The sequence below is a fragment of the Micromonospora sp. NPDC047670 genome (assembly GCF_043204915.1).
Lineage (GTDB): Bacteria > Actinomycetota > Actinomycetes > Mycobacteriales > Micromonosporaceae > Micromonospora.
The window spans coordinates 355,951-377,989 of sequence record NZ_JBIDDA010000005.1 but is presented as its reverse complement, the minus strand read 5'-3'; the positions used below and the strand labels follow the sequence as shown (position 1 = coordinate 377,989).

Annotated in this window: 18 protein-coding genes and 2 pseudogenes; 15 read left to right on the top strand and 5 right to left on the bottom strand. The window is 70.4% G+C overall.

The window, feature by feature from the left end:
• Positions 1 to 284 precede the first annotated feature (284 nt).
• The gene (locus ACGF7U_RS15350; protein ID WP_393106859.1) at positions 285 to 1,388 is read right to left on the bottom strand and encodes a GNAT family N-acetyltransferase; all 1,104 of its coding nucleotides are present in this window, start codon (positions 1,386 to 1,388) and stop codon (positions 285 to 287) included.
• 56 nt (positions 1,389 to 1,444) lie between these two features.
• Here ACGF7U_RS15350 and ACGF7U_RS15345 point away from each other — a divergent pair, with 56 nt between their 5' ends.
• On the top strand, positions 1,445 to 1,894 hold the full coding sequence (locus ACGF7U_RS15345) for a MarR family winged helix-turn-helix transcriptional regulator (protein ID WP_393106856.1): 450 nt from the start codon (positions 1,445 to 1,447) through the stop codon (positions 1,892 to 1,894).
• Between the two features lie 331 nt (positions 1,895 to 2,225).
• On the opposite strand, the gene ACGF7U_RS15340 is transcribed toward ACGF7U_RS15345, so the two are convergent.
• On the bottom strand, positions 2,226 to 3,110 hold the full coding sequence (locus ACGF7U_RS15340) for a fructosamine kinase family protein (protein WP_393106854.1): 885 nt from the start codon (positions 3,108 to 3,110) through the stop codon (positions 2,226 to 2,228).
• A gap of 331 nt (positions 3,111 to 3,441) precedes the next feature.
• On the opposite strand from ACGF7U_RS15340, the gene ACGF7U_RS15335 reads away from it, so the two are divergent.
• Together ACGF7U_RS15335 and ACGF7U_RS15330 are read left to right on the top strand one after the other, a co-directional pair.
• The gene (locus ACGF7U_RS15335) at positions 3,442 to 4,122 is read left to right on the top strand and encodes a 2-phosphosulfolactate phosphatase (RefSeq protein ID WP_393107172.1); all 681 of its coding nucleotides are present in this window, start codon (positions 3,442 to 3,444) and stop codon (positions 4,120 to 4,122) included.
• Positions 4,123 to 4,340: 218 nt separating this feature from the next.
• Positions 4,341 to 5,026, top strand: a pseudogene (locus ACGF7U_RS15330) (transposase).
• Here ACGF7U_RS15330 and ACGF7U_RS15325 read toward each other — a convergent pair.
• Both ACGF7U_RS15325 and ACGF7U_RS15320 read right to left on the bottom strand, forming a co-directional pair.
• On the bottom strand, positions 5,023 to 6,684 hold the full coding sequence (locus ACGF7U_RS15325; protein WP_393106852.1) for a sensor histidine kinase: 1,662 nt from the start codon (positions 6,682 to 6,684) through the stop codon (positions 5,023 to 5,025). The pseudogene ACGF7U_RS15330 and the gene ACGF7U_RS15325 overlap by 4 nt on opposite strands.
• Positions 6,681 to 7,421: a response regulator transcription factor gene (locus ACGF7U_RS15320; protein ID WP_393106849.1), complete on the bottom strand. Its 741-nt coding sequence runs from the start codon at positions 7,419 to 7,421 to the stop codon at positions 6,681 to 6,683. Before ACGF7U_RS15320 ends, ACGF7U_RS15325 begins: the two co-directional genes overlap by 4 nt.
• 155 nt (positions 7,422 to 7,576) lie before the next feature.
• Here ACGF7U_RS15320 and ACGF7U_RS15315 point away from each other — a divergent pair, with 155 nt between their 5' ends.
• The 5 genes and pseudogenes from ACGF7U_RS15315 (at position 7,577) to ACGF7U_RS15295 (ending at position 11,075) form a co-directional block, all read left to right on the top strand.
• Positions 7,577 to 7,741 carry a hypothetical protein gene (locus tag ACGF7U_RS15315; RefSeq protein ID WP_393106847.1) on the top strand — a complete coding sequence of 55 codons (165 nt, stop codon included), beginning with the start codon at positions 7,577 to 7,579 and terminating at the stop codon, positions 7,739 to 7,741.
• Positions 7,742 to 7,809: 68 nt separating this feature from the next.
• The gene (gene alr, locus ACGF7U_RS15310) at positions 7,810 to 8,943 is read left to right on the top strand and encodes an alanine racemase (protein ID WP_393106845.1); all 1,134 of its coding nucleotides are present in this window, start codon (positions 7,810 to 7,812) and stop codon (positions 8,941 to 8,943) included.
• Positions 8,940 to 9,968, top strand: coding sequence for a D-alanine--D-alanine ligase family protein (locus tag ACGF7U_RS15305; RefSeq protein WP_393106842.1), 1,029 nt, complete (start codon positions 8,940 to 8,942; stop codon positions 9,966 to 9,968). The genes alr and ACGF7U_RS15305 overlap by 4 nt, the downstream gene beginning before the upstream one ends.
• Positions 9,968 to 10,245, top strand: a pseudogene (locus ACGF7U_RS15300) (glycosyltransferase); the annotation flags it as partial. The gene ACGF7U_RS15305 and the pseudogene ACGF7U_RS15300, both read left to right, overlap by 1 nt.
• Before the next feature lie 185 nt (positions 10,246 to 10,430).
• Positions 10,431 to 11,075, top strand: coding sequence for a M15 family metallopeptidase (locus tag ACGF7U_RS15295; protein WP_393106840.1), 645 nt, complete (start codon positions 10,431 to 10,433; stop codon positions 11,073 to 11,075).
• Between the two features lie 67 nt (positions 11,076 to 11,142).
• On the opposite strand, the gene ACGF7U_RS15290 is transcribed toward ACGF7U_RS15295, so the two are convergent.
• A complete protein-coding gene (locus tag ACGF7U_RS15290; RefSeq protein WP_393106838.1) occupies positions 11,143 to 12,618 on the bottom strand; it encodes an endo-1,4-beta-xylanase in 1,476 nt (491 codons plus the stop codon).
• Between the two features lie 614 nt (positions 12,619 to 13,232).
• On the opposite strand from ACGF7U_RS15290, the gene araB reads away from it, so the two are divergent.
• The 7 genes from araB to araA all read left to right on the top strand — a co-directional run bounded on the left by araB (position 13,233) and on the right by araA (position 21,931).
• Complete coding sequence (gene araB, locus ACGF7U_RS15285; RefSeq protein WP_393106836.1) at positions 13,233 to 14,918, top strand: ribulokinase; 1,686 nt, start codon at positions 13,233 to 13,235, stop codon at positions 14,916 to 14,918.
• Positions 14,915 to 15,592 (top strand): L-ribulose-5-phosphate 4-epimerase, encoded by a 678-nt coding sequence (locus tag ACGF7U_RS15280; protein ID WP_393106834.1) that lies wholly within the window; start codon positions 14,915 to 14,917, stop codon positions 15,590 to 15,592. The genes araB and ACGF7U_RS15280 overlap by 4 nt, the downstream gene beginning before the upstream one ends.
• A 133-nt stretch (positions 15,593 to 15,725) precedes the next feature.
• Positions 15,726 to 16,721, top strand: coding sequence for an ABC transporter substrate-binding protein (locus ACGF7U_RS15275; protein ID WP_393106832.1), 996 nt, complete (start codon positions 15,726 to 15,728; stop codon positions 16,719 to 16,721).
• A gap of 86 nt (positions 16,722 to 16,807) precedes the next feature.
• Entirely contained in the window at positions 16,808 to 18,349 is a 1,542-nt protein-coding gene (locus tag ACGF7U_RS15270; RefSeq protein ID WP_393106830.1) for a sugar ABC transporter ATP-binding protein, read from the top strand.
• Entirely contained in the window at positions 18,346 to 19,413 is a 1,068-nt protein-coding gene (locus ACGF7U_RS15265) for an ABC transporter permease (RefSeq protein ID WP_393106828.1), read from the top strand. The genes ACGF7U_RS15270 and ACGF7U_RS15265 overlap by 4 nt, the downstream gene beginning before the upstream one ends.
• Positions 19,410 to 20,402 (top strand): galactofuranose ABC transporter, permease protein YjfF, encoded by a 993-nt coding sequence (gene yjfF, locus ACGF7U_RS15260; RefSeq protein ID WP_393106826.1) that lies wholly within the window; start codon positions 19,410 to 19,412, stop codon positions 20,400 to 20,402. Before ACGF7U_RS15265 ends, yjfF begins: the two co-directional genes overlap by 4 nt.
• A gap of 26 nt (positions 20,403 to 20,428) precedes the next feature.
• Positions 20,429 to 21,931: an L-arabinose isomerase gene (araA, locus tag ACGF7U_RS15255; protein ID WP_393106824.1), complete on the top strand. Its 1,503-nt coding sequence runs from the start codon at positions 20,429 to 20,431 to the stop codon at positions 21,929 to 21,931.
• The last annotated feature ends 108 nt before the right edge of the window (positions 21,932 to 22,039 follow it).

Sequence of the window (22,039 nt, the reverse complement as noted above, 5' to 3'; positions counted from 1 at the left end):
CTCTTCTAGGCACTCCTCGGGGAATCCCTGCACGGCAACGCAGACGGCGTCGCCCCGGACGTCCTCGCCGCCCGAATCATCGACGGGCCTTCGTCTATGGCGCTGGTCGTTTACGCCACCATGTCGGAGGTGCACGGCGAAGCAGACATTCGGGGGCGAGAGCAGTTGCCACGCATGACCGGTCGAGCGGTGCTGCCGAGATGCAGGTGCATGCTCACCAGCTCGCCCGAACCGACGCCTCGCTGCCGGCGGGCCCGCGACTCTTCCGCCGCACGGAGTTCCGGTCACCCGAGGCAGGCGGTCGGTTGCCGCTGTTTGGTGAGGCGGACGCTGCCCTGCGGGGTGTTCTCGTCGTTGGCGAGGGCATAGCCGGCGCGCTGGTACCGCTTGATGTTGCCGGTGCTGCCCTCGCCGGTGAACAGCTCGTAGCGCGTGGTTTCCTGAGGGGCCTGCTGCTCGACGTGGGAGAGGAGCCAGCCGCCGATGCCCTGCCCGGCCTGGTCGGGGGCCACCATGAGGCGGCCGATCAGCCACGCGCCCTCGTGCGACCGGGCCCGGACCGCCGCCACGAGACGCCCGTGCCGGCGTACGCACCACACCTGCCAGGTCGACAGCGACTCGCGCAGCTCGTCGAGCGTCTCCCGCAGCGGCGGCAGGTCGAGGGTGTCGTTGGCGATCGCCTCCTGCACCCAGCAGCACCGCTGCAGCACGAGCAGTTCGGCGAGGTCGTCGGGCTGGGCTGCGGCCAGCCTGAGTCCGTCGACCGGCCCGGTCGTGACGGCGGCCTCGCCCTCGGGTGCGGTGCGCAGGGGCCGCATCGCGGTGGCCACCCGGGTCAGCTCGAGCAGCATTCCGCGGGCGGTGTCGTCGAGCCTGGCGGAGCGCAGCACCTGCCCGTCCTGGACGCTGTCGGCGAGGCGTAGGGCGACGGTGGCGCCGATGGGCATCATCTTCAGGGTGGTGACGACCTGCTTGGCCATCTGCACGGATCGGGTGCCGGCAGAGGTGTTGCCGTAGCTGACGAACGCCACCGGCTTCCACGCCCACTCGTGGTAGAGGAAGTCGAAGGCGTTCTTCAGTGCCGCCGGCATGCCGTAGTTGTACTCGGGTGTCACCACGACGAATGCGTCGGCTGCGGCAACCCGTCGGCTCCACGCGCGGGTGTGCTCGTGTGCGTAGACGCCGCTGGAGGGGTGCTCGGGCTCGTCGAGTAGTGGCAGTCCGATGTCGGCGAGGTCCGCGATGTCGAGGGTGACCCCGCTGGCCGCAGCTGCCGGAAGGGCTGCCTCGGCGAACCAGTTGGCGATTGCCGGTCCCAGCCGTCCGGGGCGGGTGCTTGCGACGATGACCAGGACGTGCAGTGGCTCGCTCGATGCGTTCGATGACATGTCACAGACCTTAAACGAGGCTTCTGTGACGTGTCAACAAGGCGTAGGGTAGCCGGGTGGACACTCCCTGGCTGAGCGAGGATGAGGAGCGCGCGTGGCGTGCTTTCCGGCGCCTGCTGATAGCGCTGCCGGCACGGCTGAGCCGGGACCTGGCCCGGGACTCAGGGCTCTCGCCGGCTGACTACGAGGTGCTGAGCACGCTGTCGGAGAAGCCGAACCGGCGGTGGGCGCTCAAGGACCTCGCCGCCAAGATGGAGTGGTCACGCAGCCGACTGTCCCATCACGCGGCCCGCATGCAGGCCCGGGGACTCGTCGACAAGGAGCCCGACCCGCAGGACGCGCGCGGCTGCATCCTGCACCTGACCGACGACGGCTTCAGCGTGCTGGCCGAGGCCGCCCCGCACCACGTCGTTTCCGTACGACGGCGCTTCCTCGATCACCTGAGTCCGGACGAACTCGCGGTGCTGCGCAAACTATCGACCCGGATCGCCGACCTGCCTGACTGATGCTGCGTCGAAACCTTGCTTCGCGTTCAACGCTGACGGGAACGTTGTACCGCAACTGTCATCGCGAACGGCCGAAACGGATGGGGTCAGATCCCTGAACTGCGGGATGCGGTTCGGGCCGTGCCGAGTCTGGTCCACCCCCACACGCCGCCACCATCGGCCGGATCAGATGCCATCTCGGCTTGGATGCCGTCGACGCGTTCGGCGGCGCGACCACCGCAGGGCACGGCGACAGTGCACCTCCACTGCCGACGCAACGGCCGCGCATGCCGCCGGCATCAGCCCAGGCCAACACTCGTGCCGTGGCCGCGGTCCACGGCCGTTTCTCTGGTCAGGTTCGTGTCCGGAACGGGGCAAGGGTGGCGCGGACCTGGTCGACCACGCCCCAGTCGTCGTCGAACTGGGCCAGCACGGCGAGGTGTTGTCGCAGCTGGACAATCGGCATACGGGCCGGCCAGTCGCTGTCGAGGGAGGTCAGCTCTGCGTAGATCTCGAAGAACCGTTGCGCCTCGGGCGGGGGCGAGGTGGACCACAGGTGCGCGAGGTCGACCTCGGCCCACATGTAGGACACGGCCGGATCAATCAGTGCGGGGTGCCCGTCAGGGGTGGCCAGAATGTTCTGTGCCCACAGGTCGCCGTGCGTCAGGCATGCCGGCCGGTCGGGCAGCAGTTCGGGCAGTCGGCGACACAGTCGCTCCAGCGCCGCCCGGTCTCCGGGCTCGAGCGCTGCCTCGACGCGGGGCTGCTCGAGCCACCGCAGCAGCCGGTGCTGTGCGAAGAATGCGAAGCCGTCGTCATCCCACGTATTGATCTGCCGGCAGCGGCCCAGCCAGTTGTCCTGGTGCCATCCGAAGCGAGGATGGGTTGTGCTCATGTGCAGGCGGGCGAGTGCGTGCGCGAACTGCTGCCAGAAGGCCTCACTGCGCGGCCTGGGCCGCAGCACCGACAACACGATCAGATCCCGGCCCGTCAGGATCACCTCGGGTGTCGCCACGCCGCCGAGCTCGCGCAGAGCGGCCAGCCCTTCGGCCTCGATGTGGAAGACATCGTCGGCCGGCGCGTCGGCGAAGGCCTTGACGAACACCGACGGCGCATCCTGGCGGGTGGCTATGCCCGCGAGCGCCGCGAGCCCACCCGTCGCCGGCTCCACTGTGACGACATCCCGCATCCCGGCCCGGAGCAGACACTCCAGCAGGAACGCCGTTGACCGCAGCACTGGGGCTCCTCCTTGTTCGCTGATACATCGACCGTGCAAGCTACGCGGGATCAGGCCTCGGCGGTGGCCGCCGAATCGGTCCGGACCGCCATGAGGTGTCCTCGATGTCCCGCCAAGCAGGGTCACGCCGTGGCTCACGCCGTGGCTCACGCCAGGCGGATGACGAATCTTTGTGCTTGGCGACCGACAGGCCACACAGCTCCTTGGCGTGGTCGGCGAACCTGCCGTCCAGGTCGCCGCGACGAGGACGGTCGGCAAGTCTGGTTCCGTGCGGGCGGTCGCGATGCGAGACCCCTTGCAAGTCGTGCCTATCCAGAGAACGATCATGTCCGTGTCGATCGTAGGTATGGACGCCGCAATCCCGAGCGGCAGGGTCGTTGTCGTCATCGATGTCATTCGTGCCTTCACGACGGCTGCGGTTGCCTTTGGGCGTGGCGTGACGGAGATAGCCGACGCGCCGTCGGTCGATAACGGCCGCGATCTCCGGTGGCTGCGGCCGAATAGCCTTCTGGTGGGGGAGACCAAGGGGCTTAAGCCCGCGGATTTCGACTTCGGGAACTCGCCGTTCGAGATGTCGACGGCGCAGCTTGACGGCAGAAGTCTGATCCAGGCGACGACGAACGGCACGCTCGGGCTCGCCCGGTGTCCGGACCCGGTGGCACTGCTCGCGGTGTCGGCGCAGAACGTCGGTGCCACCGCCCGGTGGATCGCGAGCAACCACGCCGGCATTCCGTGCACTCTCCTCTGCACCGGGCAGACCGCCGAGGACTGGGCCTGCGCGAAATATCTGGGTGATCTTCTCGAGGGGGCAGTGCCGAAACGGGTAGACCTGGTCACAGGCATCATGGACGGCGCCGCCGAGCACGCCCGTGCCTATGCGCGACTACCCGTGTCCGAACGCGCTGATCTGTCCAGCGACCTTCATTTCTGCTGTGATGTCGACCGGTCCGAGTTCGTCATGGTCGGCGAAGTCCACAGGGATCACGTCGTCCTCACAAAGGTGCCGTGCTGAATCAACACCCTTCCGCCTGCGATGAGCCACATCGGGCCTGACGCAGGCGCCGGCAGGCAGCAGCGGTGCCAGCACCGTCCACTGCGCGTCGGTCAGGTCGTGCCGCCTCGTCACCGCTAAGGTGGCCACGAGGTTGCCGGCATTCAGGTTCTTCTCGGTCGAAGAATCCTCTACCGGAGACCTCGCCGTCTATCGATCACCGACACGCCGCACCCGACTTGAGGCAGTACTCCGGGACGTTGGACAAGGTCGCGAACTGCCAGATCGGGGTAGCTGTTCACGCGTTCACCGACACCGCGTCGTGCCCGCTGGATTGGCGGTTGTTCCTCTCGACGTCGTGGGACGACCGAGCTGTCGACGAGGCTGATCGCCTCGATACGGTCGCTCGCCGGGCCCGGTGCGCGATACCTGCCGAGGTGCGTCATCGCCCGAAGTGGGCGCTGGCGGTGCAGATGCTCGACGAGTCGACCGACCGCGGGCTCGTCCGCCGTTGCTGGCCGCGGACGCCGGCTACGGCGACAACAGCCAGTTCCGCAGCGCTCTGGACGAGCGCGGGATCGGCTACATCATGCAGGTCAAAGGCGACGCCCTCGCACACCGGCCAGACGTGCAGCCGGTACCGCGGGTCTGGTCCGGGCGTGGCCACCCACCGACCCGCACCGAGCCGCGCTACCCGAAGACAGCTGTCAGCCTGGTCGAGCACGTTCGCGCCGCCGGACGCGACGCGGCGCAGAAGATCGCCTGGCGGGAAGGCTCGAAGGGCACGATGAGCTCCCAGTTCGTCCTCCTGCGGGTACGCCCGGCCGGGCGCCGCGTCGCCCGTGACGTCGGCGGCGCCAGCTTCGGACCACGGCCATCACCCATACCGTCAACCTACCAACGGATCAACGACTCAGGACACTAGTTGGCGCGGGGAAGCGTGATGGTGAATGTCGTCCCGACGCCGACCTCACTCGCGACCGTGATGGCGCCCTGGTGATCGGTGACGATCTGCCGGGCGATGGCGAGGCCGAGGCCACTGCCCCCGGTACGGCGGCCCCGCGCGGCGTCGGCCCGCCAGAACCGGTCGAACACATGCGGCAGCGCGTCCGTTGCGATTCCCGAGCCGGTGTCGACGACCTGGACGATCGCCTGCGTGTCGGTGCGGCTCGCGACCAGCCGGACGCTGCCGCCCGCAGCGGTCGCCCGTAGCGCGTTGGTGACGAGATTACCCACCACCTGGCGGAGCCGGTCGGGATCGGCACGTACCGCGACCGGCTCGGCCGCCACGGTCAACGACACCCCGGCCGACTCCGCTCGGGCGTGGTGGGCGGTCCCGCAGGTCTCCAGGAGTTCGGCCAGGTCCACCGTGACCTTGTGGTACGTCAGGTTGCCCGCCTCCGCCAGGGCCAGGTCCTGCAGGTCGTCGACGATGCGCTGCTGCAGTACCGCCTCCTCGTGCAGCGACGCGAAGAGCTCCGGATCCGGCTCGATCACGCCGTCGGAGAGGGCCTCGAGGTAGCCGCGCAGGTTCGCCAGCGGGGTGCGCAGCTCGTGCGCGACGTCGGCGACCAGGCGGCGTTGACGCTCCTCCCCGCGCTGCAGGGAGTCCGCCATCCGGTTGAACGACCGGGCCAACTCCGCCAGCTCGTCGTTGCCGCGCACCGGCACCCGTCCGGTGAGGTCGCCCCGACCGAGGCGCTGGGCGGCGGTGGTGAGGGTGTCGATGGGGCGCAGCACCCGCCGGCTCAGCAGCATGGTACCGATGATCGCCACCGCCGCCACGCCCGCCGCCGCCGTGAGCAGTGGAGCAGCCACCAGCACGGACGCCGGATCCTCGCGAGCGCCGAGGTAGACCCGGGCGGGTACCGGCGCGACGTCGCTGATCTGGTTGACGAAGGCATGGGCCAGGCAGGTGTCCAGTGAACCCACCGCCGTCGGGGTGCCACAGGCGTGCACCCGGGCAGCGTTGATCTTCCGGTCCTGGCCCGACTCGAATGCGACGTCGCGGCAGGCGTCGATGGTCACGTCGAGGCCCTGGCGATCGCGGACGTCGACCTCGCTCAGATCGGCGTCGAACCTCGGGACTCCCGTGCTGGTGGCGGCGGAGGCAACGGGGACGTCGTGTCGGGTCAGGCAGGCCGCGAACCGGACTCCCGTGCGGTAGGCGGCGATCTCGCTCACCACCTCCTCCTTCCGGCCGGCAGGGTCCGCTGGCAGTCCGGCCAGGTTCAGCTCAGGCCGCGGATCGACGAACCCGACCGTCGAGCCGAGCGGCCGGGCGGTGCGGCGCTCCAGGGTGTCGGTGTCCACGATCACCGGGCCCACCTCGGCGGCCAGGTGGATCCGCTGACCGGTTCGGGCACGCAGGTCCTGCACCAGGGCGGGCACGCCCTCCCAGGTGCCGTGCCCGCTGCCGTACGCCTGGAGTCGGGCGACGACCTCTTCGAGCTGCGCCTGGTCGGCGGTGGCCGACTCGTTGATCTGTCGCGACGCCTGTCGCAGGGTGAGCCACAGGGTCGCCGCGGTCGCGCTCACCGCGACGACGATGACCAGGCAGAGCACCCGCAGCCGGAAGCTCACCGGCGGACTCCGGGCGCGCCCTCCGGGGTCGAGGCGGTGGTGGATCGCGACGCCGGCGCGGCGAGGCGGTAGCCGCGGCCGTAGACGGTCTGCACGTACCGCGGCTCGGCAACGTCGTCCTCGATCTTGCGGCGGAGGTTCATCACGTGCGCGTCGACGGTGCGTTCGAGCACGTAATGATCGAATCCGAAGGCCCGGTCGATGATCTGTGCCCGGGTGAAGGCCCGCCCCGGCTCGCTGGCGAGCACCTCGAGGATGCCGAACTCCTTGGCCGTCAGCGCGACGAGCCGGCCACCGACGCGTACCTCGAAGCGGCCGGCGTCCACCTCGAGGTCACCGACGCGCAGCACCGCCCGGTTGTCGGCGGTCACCACCCGCGCCCGGCGCAGCAGCGCGCGTACCCGGGCCGCCAGCTCCCGTGGGCTGTACGGCTTGGTGAGGTAGTCGTCGGCACCGAGGTCCAGGCCCAGCAGGATGTCGTCCTCGGTGGTGCGGGCGGTCAGCAGCAGGATCGGTGTCTCCGACTCGGCGCGCAGGATCCGGCACACGTCGAGGCCGTCGACGACCGGCATCATCACGTCGAGGACCACGAGGTCCGGGCGGCGGGCCCGGCACTGCTCCAGCGCGGACCGCCCGTCGCCGACCAGCAGCACGCTGTGCCCCTCGCGTTCGAGATAGACCCGCACCAGGTTGGCCTGCTTCGGGTCGTCCTCGGCGACCAGGATCCGCGCGCTCATGTTTCCCCTTCTGCCTGGTGGATGGCGGGGTCAAGTAAACCCGAAAGCCGTGAAGAACTGATGTGGGCGGATCCGCACGGCGGGACCACGGCTTCTTCAAGGGTTCTTCACCACCGGCTGCCTACCGTTTCCGGCGTGTCAGTCAGGAGCCGGACATGATCTTCGAGCCAGCACACCGCAGCCGCCGCGACGAGCGCCAGCGGCGGGCGATCCGGCGGCGCATCCGGGAGACGCTCGCGGTGCGCCGGGCCGCCGCGGCCGAGCACGGGGCCGCCCCACCGCCGGATGAGTCGCCCGCCGAGCCCCGGGCCGCGCGGTGACGCGGGGTACGCGCACTCGGCGCGTCGCGACCCATGCCGCCGCCGGGGGCGGGCGGTTGGCCGAAGCCGTGATCGACCTTGGGGCGATCGCGGCGAACCTCCGAACGATCGCGGCCACCGCGCGCACCGCGCTGATGGCGGTGGTGAAGGCCGACGGGTTCGGGCACGGCGCGGTGCCGGTGGCGCGGGCCGCGGTGGGTGCGGGCGCCCGCTGGCTGGGCGTGACCTCGGCCGCGGAGGCGTTGGCGCTGCGCGCGGCGGGTCTCGACGCGCCTGTCCTGAGCTGGCTGCACCGGCCGGACGAGGACTTCACCCGGCTGATCGCCGCGGATGTCGACATCGCGGTGTCGAGCCTGCCCCAGCTGGGCGCGGTCGCCGGCGCGGCCGCGTGGCTCGGCGTGTCGGCGGCGGTCCAGCTCAAGGCCGATGTCGGTCTGTCCCGCAACGGTGCCCGGAGCGACGACTGGCCGGAGCTGGTCACCTGGGCCCGCAGGCACGAGGCGGAGGGCAGCCTTCAGGTACGCGGGGTGTGGTCCCACCTGACCAACGCGGATGTGCCGGGCTGCCCGAGCATCGAGCGGCAGGTGGCGACGTTCCGGGAGGCGCTGCGGATCGCTCGCGGGGCCGGGCTCGATCCCGAGCTGGTGCATCTGGCCAACTCGGCGGCGGCGCTGACCGCCCCGCAGACCCGGTTCGATCTCTGCCGGATCGGGCTGGCCATGTACGGCGTCGAGCCGTTCGGCGCGACCGGTCCCGGTCGTTTCGGCCTGCGGCCCGCGATGACCCTGCGCTCACAGGTCGTCAACCTGAAGCGGGTTCCCGCGGGGACCGGCGTCTCGTACGGGCCCGACCACGTGACCAGCCGCCCGACCACGCTCGCCCTGTTGCCGCTCGGGTACGCCGATGGTCTGTCGCGCACCGCCGAGGGCCGTGCGTGGGTCTGGCTCGCCGGTCGGCGGTGTCCGATCGTCGGCCGCATCGCCATGGACCAGTGCGTCGTCGATGTCGGCGATCTGCCGGTGGCGCTCGGCGATCCCGTGGTCGTCTTCGGTCCCGGCGCCGAGTTGGGTTCGCCTGACCCGGCCGAGCCGACGGCCGCCGAGTGGGCGCGGTGGGCCGGCACCAACCCGCACGAGATTTTGACCGGAATCGGCGCCCGCGTGGCGCGTGTACACCTACCTGGGGGAGCGGCGACATCATGACTGTTCGTCTGGCGGTGCTGTTCGGTGGGCGCAGCGGGGAGCACGACGTCTCGCGGCGCTCGGCGGAGAGCATCCTGGCCCATCTCGACCGCGACACGTACGACGTGACCGAGGTGCTGATCGAGCGGGACGGCCGGTGGCGGGTGAACGGCGACCCGGCCACGTTCGCGCAGGCGCTGGGGACCCTCGGCGACCAGGACGTGGTGTTCCCGGCGCTGCACGGCCCGTACGGTGAGGACGGCACCGTGCAGTCGATGCTCGAGTGGCTCGGCGTCGCGTTCGTCGGAAACGGTGTCTTCGCCAGCGCCGCGGGGATGGACAAGCCGGTCACGAAGAAACTCCTCACCGCCGACGGCCTGCGCGTGGCCGCCGGAATGACGCTGGGCCCCGACGAGGAACTGTCGTCGCGGGATCAGCGGCGGCTGGGACTGCCCGTCTTCGTCAAACCGGCCCGGGCCGGCTCGAGCCTGGGGGTCTCCAAGGTCGAGCGGTGGGCGCAGCTGCCCGCCGCCCTGCGACTCGCGCGTGAGAGCGACGCGAAGGTTCTCGTCGAGCGGGCGGTGCGCGGGCGCGAGATCGACGTCGGCGTCCTCCAGCACCCCGACGGCCGCGTCGAGGCCGGGCCGCCGCTGGAGATACGGGTGGCGAACGCCGCCTTCTTCGACTACGAAGCCAAGTACGACGGCGGCGCCGACTTCCAGATTCCGGCCCGGCTCGACCCCGGCACCACCCGGCTCCTGCAGGACCGGGCCGTGCAGGCGTTCCACGCGCTCGGCTGCCGTGGTCTGCTCCGCGTCGACTTCTTCCTCCCGGAGCCGCAAGCCGACCACGGCACAGCGTGGACCGGAGACTGCCGGGAGCCGGTGATCAACGAGGTCAACACGTTCCCCGGGTTCACCGCCGCCTCCCAGTACCCGCAGATCTGGCAGCGGGCCGGAATCGACTTCCCGGCGCTGCTCGACATCCTCATCCAGGGCGCACTGCACCGGACCGACGCCGCCGCCCTCTGCCCGAGTCCCTGCTGATGGCCGGCTACACCGCGGAACACCCGCGCAGCATCCGCATGATCGTCACCGGCGGGGGAACGGGCGGACGCACCTACCCGGCGCTGACCACGATCCGTGCGCTGCGCGCCCGCCTGGCGGCAGCCGGCACCGAACCGGACATCCCCTGGTGGGCGTCGCTTACGGACTGGAGGCCAGTGTCGCCAGGCAGGAGGGCATACCCTTCGCGGCGATCACCACCGGCAAACTGCGCCGCTCGCCGAACCTGCACGAGTGGGGTCGCAACGTCGCCGACGCCGGCGCGTCCCGCGTGCTCGCCGGCCCCGACGCCGCCGCCAACCGCCTCTACGAGGAGATCACGATGCTGCTCGACCACCCGGAGCGACGCCAGGAGCTAGCCAACGCCGCCCGTCAGCGCGGCCGCCCCCACGCGGCCGCCGCCGTGGCCAGCGCGATCATCGACGCCGCCGGGCGGGCCCGGTCATGATCCTGCTGTCTGATCGGCGAATCTCGGCCATCCCGCTGCACGACAACGGAGAGGCCCTGGTGGACGTGCGCCAGGTCGCGGAACTTCGGGTCGACGAACGCCTGGCCGACGCGGCCGGTGCCTACGCACACCTGCGGGAGGCAACGGTCCAGCGTCTGCTCGACGCCCAACGGACCCTGCCGGGAGGGCTGCGGCTGCTGATCATCGAGGGGTACCGCCCCCTCAGCCTGCAGACGACCTACTTCGACAGCTACAAGGACGAACTGCGCCGCAGGTACCCGGAGTGGGACCCGGCGCGCCGGCACGTGGAGGCCAGCAAGTACATCTCGCCGCCCGAGGTGGCTCCGCACAGTACCGGCGGGACGGTCGACCTCACCCTCTGCACGGCCGACGGGCTCGAACTGGACCTGGGCACGATCGTCAACGCCAGCCCGGTGGACAGCGCCAACGCCTGCTTCACCGGATCACCCGACATCTCCCCGCAGGCCCGCACCAATCGCGGCATCCTGGGCCGGGCGCTGTCGTCCGCTGGCATGGTCAACTACCCGACCGAATGGTGGCACTGGTCGTTCGGCGACCGCTACTGGGCGCTGAGCAGCGGAGTCGCCCGGACCCGGTACGGGCCGGTGGACTTGCCGTGAACGGCCCGGCGGAGATCCCGCCGGGCCGTTGCCGCTGCCGTTGCCGAGCCGGTCGTTCGAGGCGGCGTCAGCCGGCCCGGACGAGTTGCCACTGCTGGTTGGCGCCGTTCCAGTCGGCGTACTGCACGATGTTGGCGCCGTCGGTCGTGGCAGCACCCTGCACCTCCACGACCTTGCCGCTGTGCCGGCTGAGCAGTCGGACGTAGCCGCCCGAGTCGGCGATGCGGAACTGCTGGTTGGTCCCGTTGTGGTCGCTCCACTGCACGATGGCCCCACCGTCGGCGGTCGACCAGTTGTAGACGTCGAGGACCCTGCCCGAGTGCCGTGACTTCAGCCGGTAGTAGCCGCCGCCGGAGTCGAGGAACTGCCACTGCCGGTTCGCCCCGTCGTGCCGGGTCCACTGGGTGATCCGCGCCCCGTCGGTGGTGGCCGACGCGTACAGGTCCAGTGCCTTCCCACTGTTCCGGTTCACCAGCACATACCAGGCGCTGGGGTCGATCGGTCCGGGGTCGCCCGGCCCGCCGGCGTTGAGGGCGTCCAGGGTGGCGGTGTACGCGGGCTTCTTGAGGCCGTTGGCGTCGAAGAGCAGGGGATTGTCGTTCCGCCAGGAGTCGCTGTCCCGGACTCCCCAGACGGTGATTCCGGTGCAGCGGGCGACGGCCAGGCAGGCGCGGGTGACGGCGGCGTAGATGCTGGCCTGGTTGGCGCCCTGCGCCACGTCGAGTTCGGTGATCTGGACGTCGACGCCGAGGTCGGCGAAGCGCTGCAGATTGGCCTGGTAGTCGCCGGGCAGGCTGGTGCCCAGATGCGACTGGAAGCCGACGCAGTCGATGGGTACGCCGCGGGCCTTGAAGTCGCGGACCATGTTGTAGACGGCGGTGGACTTCGCGTTGATGCCGTCGGTGTTGTAGTCGTTGTAGCAGAGCCTGGCGCCGGGGTCGGCGGCGCGGGCCGCGCGGAAGGCGGCGTCGATCCAGTCGTTGCCGGTGCGCTGGAGGTTGGAGTCGCGCCGGGCGCCGCCGCCCCCGTCGGCGAAGGCCTCGTTCACCACGTCCCACGAGTGGATCCTGCCGCGGTAGTAGCTGGCCACCCGGGAGACGTGGTTGATCGCGGCGTTCCGCAGCGCGCTGCCGGTGAGGGTCTGCGCCCATCCCGGCTGCTGGGCGTGCCACAGCAGCGTGTGCCCGCGCACCGACATGCCGCGGGACTGGGCGTGGTTGACGATCCGGTCACCGTTGCCGAAGGTGAAGACGCCCTGCTGGGGCTCGGTGGCGTCCCATTTCATCTCGTTCTCGGCGACGACCGAGTTGAACTCGCGGTCGAGGATGGTGACGTACTGGCTGTCGGAGAGGCGGTGCGCCGCGACTGCGGCGCCGAAGTAGCGGCCCTTCTCCGCGGCCGACGCGCCGAGGGTCGTGCCGGCGGTGGCGGGGGTGGCCGGAGCGAACAGGGTGGCGAGGAGGGCTGCGACGGAGAGCAGCGCGAGGAGCCCGCGCCTCGATCGGGGCGGACGGTGTCGGTGTGGTCGGGCCGGTGGTGTCACGGTGGCTCCCGAGTGTCGTGGGGGATGGTCGGGTTTCGTGTCAGCGCGCCCAGAACTGGCCGGCCACCGGTGGGATGAATGGGCGCCGGTTTGGGAGCGCTAACATAGACGAACATAACGGTGCCAGAATGCGCCGCCGGCATCAAGGGCTTCCCGTGACAGTCCTGCGGTGAGGGTCGATCGGGCGTGCGGTGATGGACGCGGCCACGCCGGGTTTCGGTCCTACGTCTATTGTCGGCGATCGATGTCGTTAACGTTAACTCCGGCATGGATCACGTGCTGTCGGAGTCGGACAGGTGTTCTGCCGTAACCTGCGTGCCCGGTTCGGCCGGGCTGCGGTGGCTGAGCCGTCGGCGAGCTCCATCGCTGGCTGCCGTCGCCGTGGCGGTCGCAGCCCGGGCGTCCCCGGTGCCGGGTCTTGCTGATCGCCGCCGACGTGGCGGAGGCCGGCGTCGCGGAGTTGCCCCGCCTGGGCGGCGCGGTCCCAACGTCGCCCCTCCGGGCGGTCGCCTGACCAGGGCTGCCGGGCGCGCCATCCGCCTGGTGCCGGCAAGCGTCTTGACGAGGTTCGATGTGAGCGTTAACACTAAGGTCGCGATCGAGTGGAGGTGGTCATGAGCGGTGTGGACGGTTCGGACGAGCGGTACGTGGTCGGAGTCGACTACGGCACGCTCTCCGGCCGGGCTCTGGTGGTCCGGGTCAGCGACGGCGCGGAGCTCGGGACCGCGGTGCACGCGTACCGCCATGGAGTCATCGAGTCCGCGCTCCCCGAGGGCGGGCCGTCGCTGCCACCCGACTGGGCGCTGCAGGACCCGGAGGACTACCGAGCCGTCCTGCGTCATGCCGTCCCGGCCGCGCTGGCCGCCGCCGGCGTCGCACCGTCTCAGGTCATCGGCATCGGTACCGACTTCACCGCCTGCACCGTCCTGCCGACCCTCGCCGACGGTACGCCGCTGTGCGAGATCCCGGAGCTGCGCCACCGGCCGCACGCCTGGGTGAAGCTGTGGAAGCACCACGCCGCCCAGCCGCACGCCGACCGGATCAACGCGCTGGCCCACGAGCGGCGCGAGCCGTGGATCAGCCGCTACGGCGGCAGGATCTCGGCCGAGTGGCAGTTCGCCAAGGGCCTGCAGATCCTCGAGGAGGACCCGGAGACCTACCGGCGCGCCGATCGCTTCATCGAGGCGGCCGACTGGATCGTGTGGCAGCTCTGCGGCACCGAGACCCGCAACGTCTGCACCGCCGGCTACAAGGGCCTCCGGCAGGACGGTCGGTACCCGTCGGGGGAGTACCTGAGCGCGCTCAACCCGGGCTTCGCCGACTTCGTGACCAAGCTGGACGGTCCGCTGCTGCCCCTGGGCGACCGTGCCGGCAGCCTCAGCTCCCAGGCCGCCGCCTGGACCGGCCTACCGGAGGGCATCGCCGTCGCGGTCGGCAACGTCGACGCGCACGTCACGGCCGCCGCCGCCCAGGCCCTGAACCCCGGCCGGCTGGTCGCGATCATGGGCACCTCCACCTGCCACGTCCTCAACGGCACCCACCGCGCCGACGTACCCGGCATGTGCGGCGTCGTCGACGGCGGCATCAGCCCTGGCGCCTGGGGCTACGAGGCCGGCCAGAGTGGCGTCGGCGACATCTTCGGCTGGTTGGTCACGCACGCCGCGCCCGCCGGACTGGACACGCACGAGCAGCTGACCGAGTTGGCCGCCGCCCAGCCGGTCGGCGCGCACGGCCTGGTGGCGTTGGACTGGTGGAACGGCAACCGCTCCCTCCTGGTCAACCACGACCTGAGCGGCCTGATCGTCGGAATGACGCTGGCCACCCGGCCACAGGACGTCTACCGGGCGCTGCTCGAATCCACCGCGTTCGGCACCCGGATGATCATCGAGGCGTTCGTCGACGCCGGAGTGCCGGTCACCGACCTGGTGGCCGCCGGCGGCCTCACCTCGAACCGGCTGCTGATGCAGATCTACGCCGACGTCACCGACCGCCCGCTGAGCGTCATCGGCTCCGCCCAGGGACCGGCGCTCGGGTCGGCCATCCACGCGGCGGTCGCCGCGGGGGCGTACCCGTCGATCCACGAGGCGTCCGCGGCGATGGGCCGGGTGCGCGAGGCGGTCTACCGGCCGGACCCGGACAACGTGCGCGCGTACGACGCCCTCTACGCCGAGTACCGCGCGCTGCACGACCACTTCGGCCGCGGCGGCAACGACATCATGCTCCGCCTGCGGGCGATCCGGAACGCGGCGCTCGACGCGGCCGCGGCGAGGGCCGACACGATTCTGGAGGTGCTCGGATGACCGGCGACGTGGCTCGACAGGTGGCCGTGCTGAGGGACACCGTTGCCCGCCTGCACGGCGAGCTGACCCGGTACGACCTGGTGGCGTGGACCGCCGGCAACGTCTCGGCCCGGGTCCCCGGCCAGAGCCTGATGGTCATCAAGCCCAGCGGCGTCGACTACGACGACCTGACGGCCGACAGCATGGTGGTCTGCGACCTCGACGGCAACGTCGTCGACGGGGCCGGATCCCCGTCCAGCGACACCGCCGCCCACGCCTACGTCTACCGGGCGATGCCCGAGGTCGGCGGCGTCGTCCACACGCACAGCGGTTACGCCACCGCCTGGGCCGCCCGGGGCGAGGGCATCCCGTGCTGGCTGACCGCCCAGGCCGACGAGTTCGGCGGGGAGATCCCCGTCGGGCCGTTCGCGTTGATCGGCGGGGACGCCATCGGCAAGGGGATCGTCAGCACCCTGTCCGGGCACCGCTCGCCCGCCGTGCTCATGCGCAACCACGGGGTCTTCACGATCGGCAGGGACGCCCGCGCGGCGGTCAAGGCGGCGGTGATGTGCGAGGACGTCGCCCGCACCGCGCACCTGGCCCGCGCCCTCGGTCAGCCGCTTCCGATCGCGCCGGCCGACATCGACTCGCTCCACGACCGGTACCAGAACGTCTACGGGCAACGCCCGGACTGAGCACCGCCGTCCGAACCTCCTGACCGGACAACGCTCATCCGGCACCGCCCTGCTCGCACCACCCCCACCACGGCAGCCGGGCCGCATGCCCCCTGAGGCCGAGATCCGGCTCGCCCGATTCCGAGGAGAACCGATGAGAACCAGGAGAACGGCACGCACCACAGTCGCGGCCCTCGTCACCGTGCTGCTCGCCGGCAGCCTCGCGGCCTGCGGCAACAGCGACACCGGCGGCGACTCCGGCGGTGGCGACGACAAGATAGTTCTGGGCTTCTCCCAGGTCGGCGCGGAGAGCGGCTGGCGGACGGCGAACACCACCTCGATCAAGGAGGCCGCCGCCGAGGCGGGAATCGAGCTGAAGTTCGACGACGCCCAGCAGAAGCAGGAGAACCAGATCAAGGCGATCCGCAACTTCATCCAGCAGAAGGTCGACGTGATCGCCTTCTCGCCGGTCGTGGAGTCGGGCTGGGACACCGTCCTGAAGGAGGCCAAGGACGCGGGCATCCCGGTGATCCTCACCGACCGCGCCGTGGACTCCGCCGACAAGTCGCTGTACAAGACCTTCCTCGGGTCGGACTTCGTCAAGGAGGGCCGTCTGTCCGGCGAATGGCTGGTGGAGAACACCAGGTCGGCGACCGGGCCGGTGAACATCGTCGAACTGCAGGGCACGACCGGCTCCGCCCCGGCGAACGACCGCAAGAAGGGCTTCGCCGAGGCGATCGCCGCCAGCCCGAACCTCAAGATCATCGCCTCCCAGTCGGGTGACTTCACCCGGGCCGGCGGTAAGCAGGTGATGGAGCAGTTCCTCAAGGCCAACCCGGACGTCGACGTGCTCTTCGCGCACAACGACGACATGGGCCTGGGCGCGCTCGAAGCGATCACCGCGGCCGGCAAGACACCCGGCAAGGACATCCTCATCATCACCATCGACGCGGTGAAGGACGGCATGCAGGCCCTCGCGGATGGCAAGTTCAACTTCATCGCGGAGTGCAGCCCGCTGCTCGGGCCACAGCTCATGGAGCTGACGAAGAAGGTCCACGCCGGCGAGGAGGTGCCGGTCCGGATCGAGACCGAGGAGACCACCTTCACGCAGGAGCAGGCCAGGAAGGCACTGCCCGACCGCAAGTACTGACCGCACCGGGGTCGCCGTCCACCGGACGGCGGCCCCGGCTCGTCGCTCGTTTCCGTGCCGACACCGTCCAGAGAAGGTGTGATGGAATGGCGGGTAGCCGTCCGGTCGTGACCATGACCGGGATCAGCAAGTTCTTCCCGGGGGTCCGCGCACTCCACAACGTCGACTTCCGGCTGTTCCCAGGTGAGGTCCACGCCCTGATGGGCGAGAACGGCGCCGGCAAGTCGACCCTGATCAAGGTGCTGACGGGCGTCTACGACATCGACGCGGGCAGCATCACTCTCGCCGGTGAGCAGATCTCCTTCACCGGCCCGAGGCAAGCCGCCGCCGCCGGCGTCAGCACCGTCTACCAGGAGGTCAATCTCTGCACCAACCTGTCGGTGGCGGAGAACATCTTCATCGGTCGGGAACCGCGCCGGCTCGGTGCCGTCCGCTGGCGTGAGATGCGCCGGCGGGCGCGGGCGCTCCTGGTCCGCCTGGACCTCGACATAGACGTCTCCGCGCCGCTGGCGTCGTATTCGCTCGCCGTGCAGCAGATGGTCGCCATCGCCCGGGCGATCGACGTGCGCGCGCGGGTGCTCATCCTCGACGAGCCGACGTCCAGTCTGGACGCCGGCGAGGTCGCGCAGCTGTTCCGGATCATGCGGCAACTGCGGGACGAGGGGATCGCGATCCTGTTCGTCACCCACTTCCTCGACCAGGTGTACGGGATCGCCGACCGGATCACCGTGCTTCGCAACGGCACGCTCGTGGGGGAGTACCGGACCGAGGAACTGCCGCAGTTCAGCCTCGTCGAGAAGATGATCGGCAAGGAACTCGACGCCCTGGAGCGCCTCGACGAGCAGCCCAAGCGGCCCGTCGCGGCGCAGTCGGCAGGGACCCCGCTGGTGGAGACGTCGGATCTCGGCCGCAAGGGCGCCGTCGCCCCGTTCAGCCTGCGCATCCACTCCGGCGAGGTGGTCGGGCTGGCCGGCCTGCTCGGCTCGGGCCGTACCGAGGTGGCGCGGCTGCTGTTCGGCGCCGACCGCGCCGACGGCGGCCACCTGGTGGTCGACGGCGGCCGGACGTTTCTGCGGACCCCGGCGCAGGCCATCGACCGCGGCATCGGATTCTGCTCGGAGAACCGGCGGGCGGAGGGCATCGTGCCCGAGCTGTCGGTCCGGGAGAACATGATCCTCGCGATGCAGGCGGCGCGTGGCTGGGCGCGGCCCATTCCGCGCCGCCGTCAGGACGAGCTGGTCGAGAGGTACGTCAGGGCGCTGCGCATCCGGCCGGCCAATCCCGACGCGCCCGTGCGTGACCTCTCCGGCGGCAACCAGCAGAAGGTGCTGCTGGCCCGGTGGCTGATCACGGAGCCGCGGCTGCTGATCCTCGACGAGCCGACCCGGGGCATCGACATCGGCGCCAAGGCCGAGATCCAGAAGCTCGTGGTGGAGCTCTCCGACGGGGGTACGGCCGTGCTGTTCATCTCCGCGGAGTTGGAGGAGGTGCTGCGGCTGAGCCACCGGGTCGCCGTGATGCGCGACCGGACGATGGTCGCCCAGCTCGACAACGACGACGCCCTCGACGCCGACCGCGTCATGCAGACCATCGCCAGCGGAACCCACCGGGTGGAGGTGGATCGATGAGCGCCGCCACCGACCGTTTCCAGCGGCTGACCCGCCACCGGCTCCTCTGGCCCGTCCTCGTGCTCCTCCTCATGATCGTCGCCAACACGATCTACCGGCCCGGGTTCCTCTCCGTCGAGGTCAACGACGGGCATCTGTACGGCACGCCGATCGACATCCTGCGGCTGAGCGCGCCATTGATCCTCGTCGCACTCGGCATGACCCTCGTCATAGCCACCGGCGGGATCGACCTGTCCGTCGGCTCGCTCTGCGCGATCAGCGGCGCCATCGCCTGTCTCCACATCAGCCGGTCAGCCGACCAGAGCAGTCTCCCGACCGTCCTCACCGCGCTCGCCCTGGCCCTCGGGGCCGCGCTCGTGCTCGGCGTGTGGAACGGGGTCCTGGTCGCCGTCATCGGCATCCAGCCCATCATCGCCACGCTGATCCTGATGGTGGCCGGCCGGGGGCTCGCCCAGCTGATCGCCGAGGGGCAGATCATCACCATCAACTCGGCCCCGTACCGGGCGATCGGGCTCGGACACGTCCTGACACTACCCCTGGCGATCTTCATCGCACTCGCGGTGGCCCTGCTCGTCGCCGCGTTCACCCGCCGCACCGCCCTCGGCCTGATCGTCGAGTCCGTCGGCGGCAACGCGGAGGCCAGCAGACTGGCCGGCATCCGCTCGCGCCGCGTCATCTTCCTGGTGTACGTGGTCAGCGCCGGCTGCGCCGCGCTCGCCGGCTTCATGATCACCGCGAACGTGTCCAGCGCGGACGGCAACGCCGCCGGTCTCTGGATCGAGCTCGACGCGATCCTCGCGGTGGTCATCGGCGGCACCTCCCTCGCCGGCGGACGGTTCTCCCTCAGCGGCACGGTCCTCGGCGCCCTGATCATCCAGACCCTCACCACCACGGTGTACGCCATGAACATCTCGCCGCAGACGTCCCTGCTGTTCAAGGCGGTCGTCGTCATCGCCGTCTGCCTCGTCCAGTCCCCCGGGTTCCGCGCCCGGTTCCGCCGCCGCGGTCGAGCCGTGCCCGGCCCGGCGGCCCCGCGCCGGGAGAAGGCGCAGGTGTCGGCATGAGCAGCACGTCGCTGAGCGCCGGCCGTACGTGGCGGCCCAGCCTGCCCCGGCGGCACGTCCCGGTCCTGGCCACCCTCGCCCTGCTGCTGGTCATGTACGGCATCGGCGTGTCCCAGTATCGGGCCTTCTCGAACATCCAGGTCGTCTTCAACGTCTTCATCGACAACGGGTTCCTGCTCGTCGTCGCGGTCGGCATGACCTTCGTGATACTCACCGGCGGCATCGACCTGTCCGTCGGCTCGGTGGTCGCGATGACCGCCATGGTGTCGGCCGCCCTGCTCCAGGGCGGGCTGCCCGCGGCCCTGGTGCTCGTCATCGCGCTGCTGATCGGCCCGGCGCTCGGGTTCCTGATGGGCTGTGCGATCCACTTCTTCGACATCCAGCCGTTCATCGTCACCCTCGCGGGAATGTTCTTCGCCCGGGGCATGTGCACGTTCATCAGCGACGCGTCCATCCCCATCACCGACGGCTTCTGGACGGCCATGTCGCAGGAGCGAATCGGCAACCCCGCCGGGAACTTCGTGTCGATCAGCGTGTTGATCGCGTTCGCGGTGGTGCTCGTCGCCGCGTACGTGCTGGCGTACACGCGCTTCGGCCGCACCGTGTACGCCATCGGGGGCAGCTCCCACTCCGCGCTGCTGATGGGCCTGCCCGTCGGCCGCACCCGGATCGCCGTCTACACGGTCAGCGGGCTGTGCTCGGCCATCGGCGGAATCCTGTTGTCGTTCTACACGCTGTCCGGCGCCCCGTTGATCGCCGTCGGCATGGAACTCGACGTGATCGCGGCCGTCGTCATCGGGGGCACCGTCCTCACCGGCGGATCCGGCTACGTCTTCGGCACCGTCCTCGGCGTCCTGGTGCTGGGTGTCATCCAGACCCTGATCACGTTCGACGGCAGCCTCAACTCCTGGTGGACCAAGATCGTGATTGGCGGGTTGCTCTTCGCCTTCATCCTTCTCCAGCGCCTCATCGGCATCCGCTTCAAGTGACCGCCCCTACCGCGGAAGGCAACGACATGGCAACCCACCCCCAGCCCGTGGTCTGGTTCCTCACCGGCAGCCAGGGCCTGTACGGCGAGGAGACCCTCCGGCAGGTCGCCGACCAGTCCCGGCAGATCGCCGCACGGCTCGACGCGTCTGAGGACATCCCCGTCCGAGTGGTCTGGAAGCCGGTCCTCACCTCCAGCACCGACATCCTCGCGGCGTGCCGGGACGCGGCCGTGCAGGGAGCGGTCGGGGTGATCGCCTGGATGCACACCTTCTCGCCGGCGAAGATGTGGATCGCCGGCCTGGACGCGCTGCGGACACCGCTACTGCACCTGCACACCCAGGCGAACGTCCTGCTGCCGTGGGACGAGATCGACATGGACTTCATGAACCTGAACCAGGCCGCACACGGCGACCGCGAGTTCGGGTATATCCAGACCCGGCTCGGTGTCGCCCGCAAGACTGTCGCCGGCCATGTCACCGACCCCCGGGTCGTCGCACGGATCGGCGCCTGGGCCCGCGCTGCCATCGGCTGGTCAGCGGTGCGGTCGCTGCGGCTCGCCCGGTTCGGTGACAACATGCGCGATGTCGCCGTGACCGACGGGGACAAGGTCGAGGCGGAGCTGCGCTTCGGGGTGTCGGTCAACACCTACGGCGTCAACGACCTCGTCGCGGTGGTCGACGACGTCACCGAGGCGCAGGTTGATGACCTGGTCAAGGAGTACGACGATACCTACCGGATCGCCCCAGAACTGCGGCCCGGCGGCGCGCGGCACGACTCCCTGCGGTACGCCGCGCGCCTGGAGACCGGCCTGCGCGCGTTCCTGGACGAGGGCGGCTTCCGGGCGTTCACCACGAACTTCGAGGACCTCGGTGGCCTGCGTCAGCTTCCCGGGATCGCCGTGCAGCGGCTGATGGCCGACGGATACGGCTTCGGCGGCGAGGGTGACTGGAAGACCTCCGTCCTGGTCCGGATGCTCAAGGCGACGGCGGTCGGAGCCGCCGGTGGCACCTCCTTCATGGAGGACTACACGTACGACCTCACCCCCGGCCAGGAGTTGGTCCTCGGTGCGCACATGCTCGAGGTGTGCCCGAGCATCGCCGCCGGTGTGCCAGACGTGGAGATTCACCCGCTCAGCATCGGCAGCCGGGAAGACCCGGTACGGCTGGTCTTCGATGCCGCGCCGGGTCCCGCCGTCGTGCTGGGCATGGCGGACATGGGGGAGCGGTTTCGGCTGGTGGCCAATGTCGTCGACGTCGTGCCGCCGCCGCACCCGCTGCGCCGGCTGCCGGTCGCCCGGGCGGTCTGGCGGCCCCGGCCGCACCTGCCCGGCTCGGCGGAGGCGTGGATCACCGCCGGCGCTCCGCACCACACGGTGCTTTCGCAGGCGGTGGGTGTGGAGGAACTGCGCGACCTGGCCGAGATGAGCCGTACCGAACTGGTGGTCATCGACGCCGACACCGATCCGATCCGCTTCGCCGACGAACTGCGGTGGAACCAGGCGTACTACCGGCTCGCCCGGGGCTTCTGACGGGGGCGGCCGGACCGGAGAGGGGAGCGCTCCCCTTCCGTGGGTCGTCGCTCGGGGTGGTGCGAGGTGTCCCGGGACGGCGGCGAGGCGGACTCGTGGGAACTCCGC

Bases quoted from the DNA above. Each gene is read 5' to 3' on its own strand.
- ACGF7U_RS15350 (WP_393106859.1), bottom strand. From the start codon at position 1,388: ATGTCATCGAACGCATCGAGCGAGCCACTGCACGTCCTGGTCATCGTC.
- ACGF7U_RS15320 (WP_393106849.1), bottom strand. From the start codon at position 7,421: ATGAGCGCGCGGATCCTGGTCGCCGAGGACGACCCGAAGCAGGCCAAC.
- ACGF7U_RS15315 (WP_393106847.1), top strand. From the start codon at position 7,577: ATGATCTTCGAGCCAGCACACCGCAGCCGCCGCGACGAGCGCCAGCGG.
- ACGF7U_RS15305 (WP_393106842.1), top strand. From the start codon at position 8,940: ATGACTGTTCGTCTGGCGGTGCTGTTCGGTGGGCGCAGCGGGGAGCAC.
- ACGF7U_RS15295 (WP_393106840.1), top strand. From the start codon at position 10,431: ATGATCCTGCTGTCTGATCGGCGAATCTCGGCCATCCCGCTGCACGAC.
- araB (WP_393106836.1), top strand. From the start codon at position 13,233: ATGAGCGGTGTGGACGGTTCGGACGAGCGGTACGTGGTCGGAGTCGAC.
- ACGF7U_RS15280 (WP_393106834.1), top strand. From the start codon at position 14,915: ATGACCGGCGACGTGGCTCGACAGGTGGCCGTGCTGAGGGACACCGTT.
- ACGF7U_RS15275 (WP_393106832.1), top strand. From the start codon at position 15,726: ATGAGAACCAGGAGAACGGCACGCACCACAGTCGCGGCCCTCGTCACC.
- ACGF7U_RS15270 (WP_393106830.1), top strand. From the start codon at position 16,808: ATGGCGGGTAGCCGTCCGGTCGTGACCATGACCGGGATCAGCAAGTTC.
- ACGF7U_RS15265 (WP_393106828.1), top strand. From the start codon at position 18,346: ATGAGCGCCGCCACCGACCGTTTCCAGCGGCTGACCCGCCACCGGCTC.
- yjfF (WP_393106826.1), top strand. From the start codon at position 19,410: ATGAGCAGCACGTCGCTGAGCGCCGGCCGTACGTGGCGGCCCAGCCTG.
- araA (WP_393106824.1), top strand. From the start codon at position 20,429: ATGGCAACCCACCCCCAGCCCGTGGTCTGGTTCCTCACCGGCAGCCAG.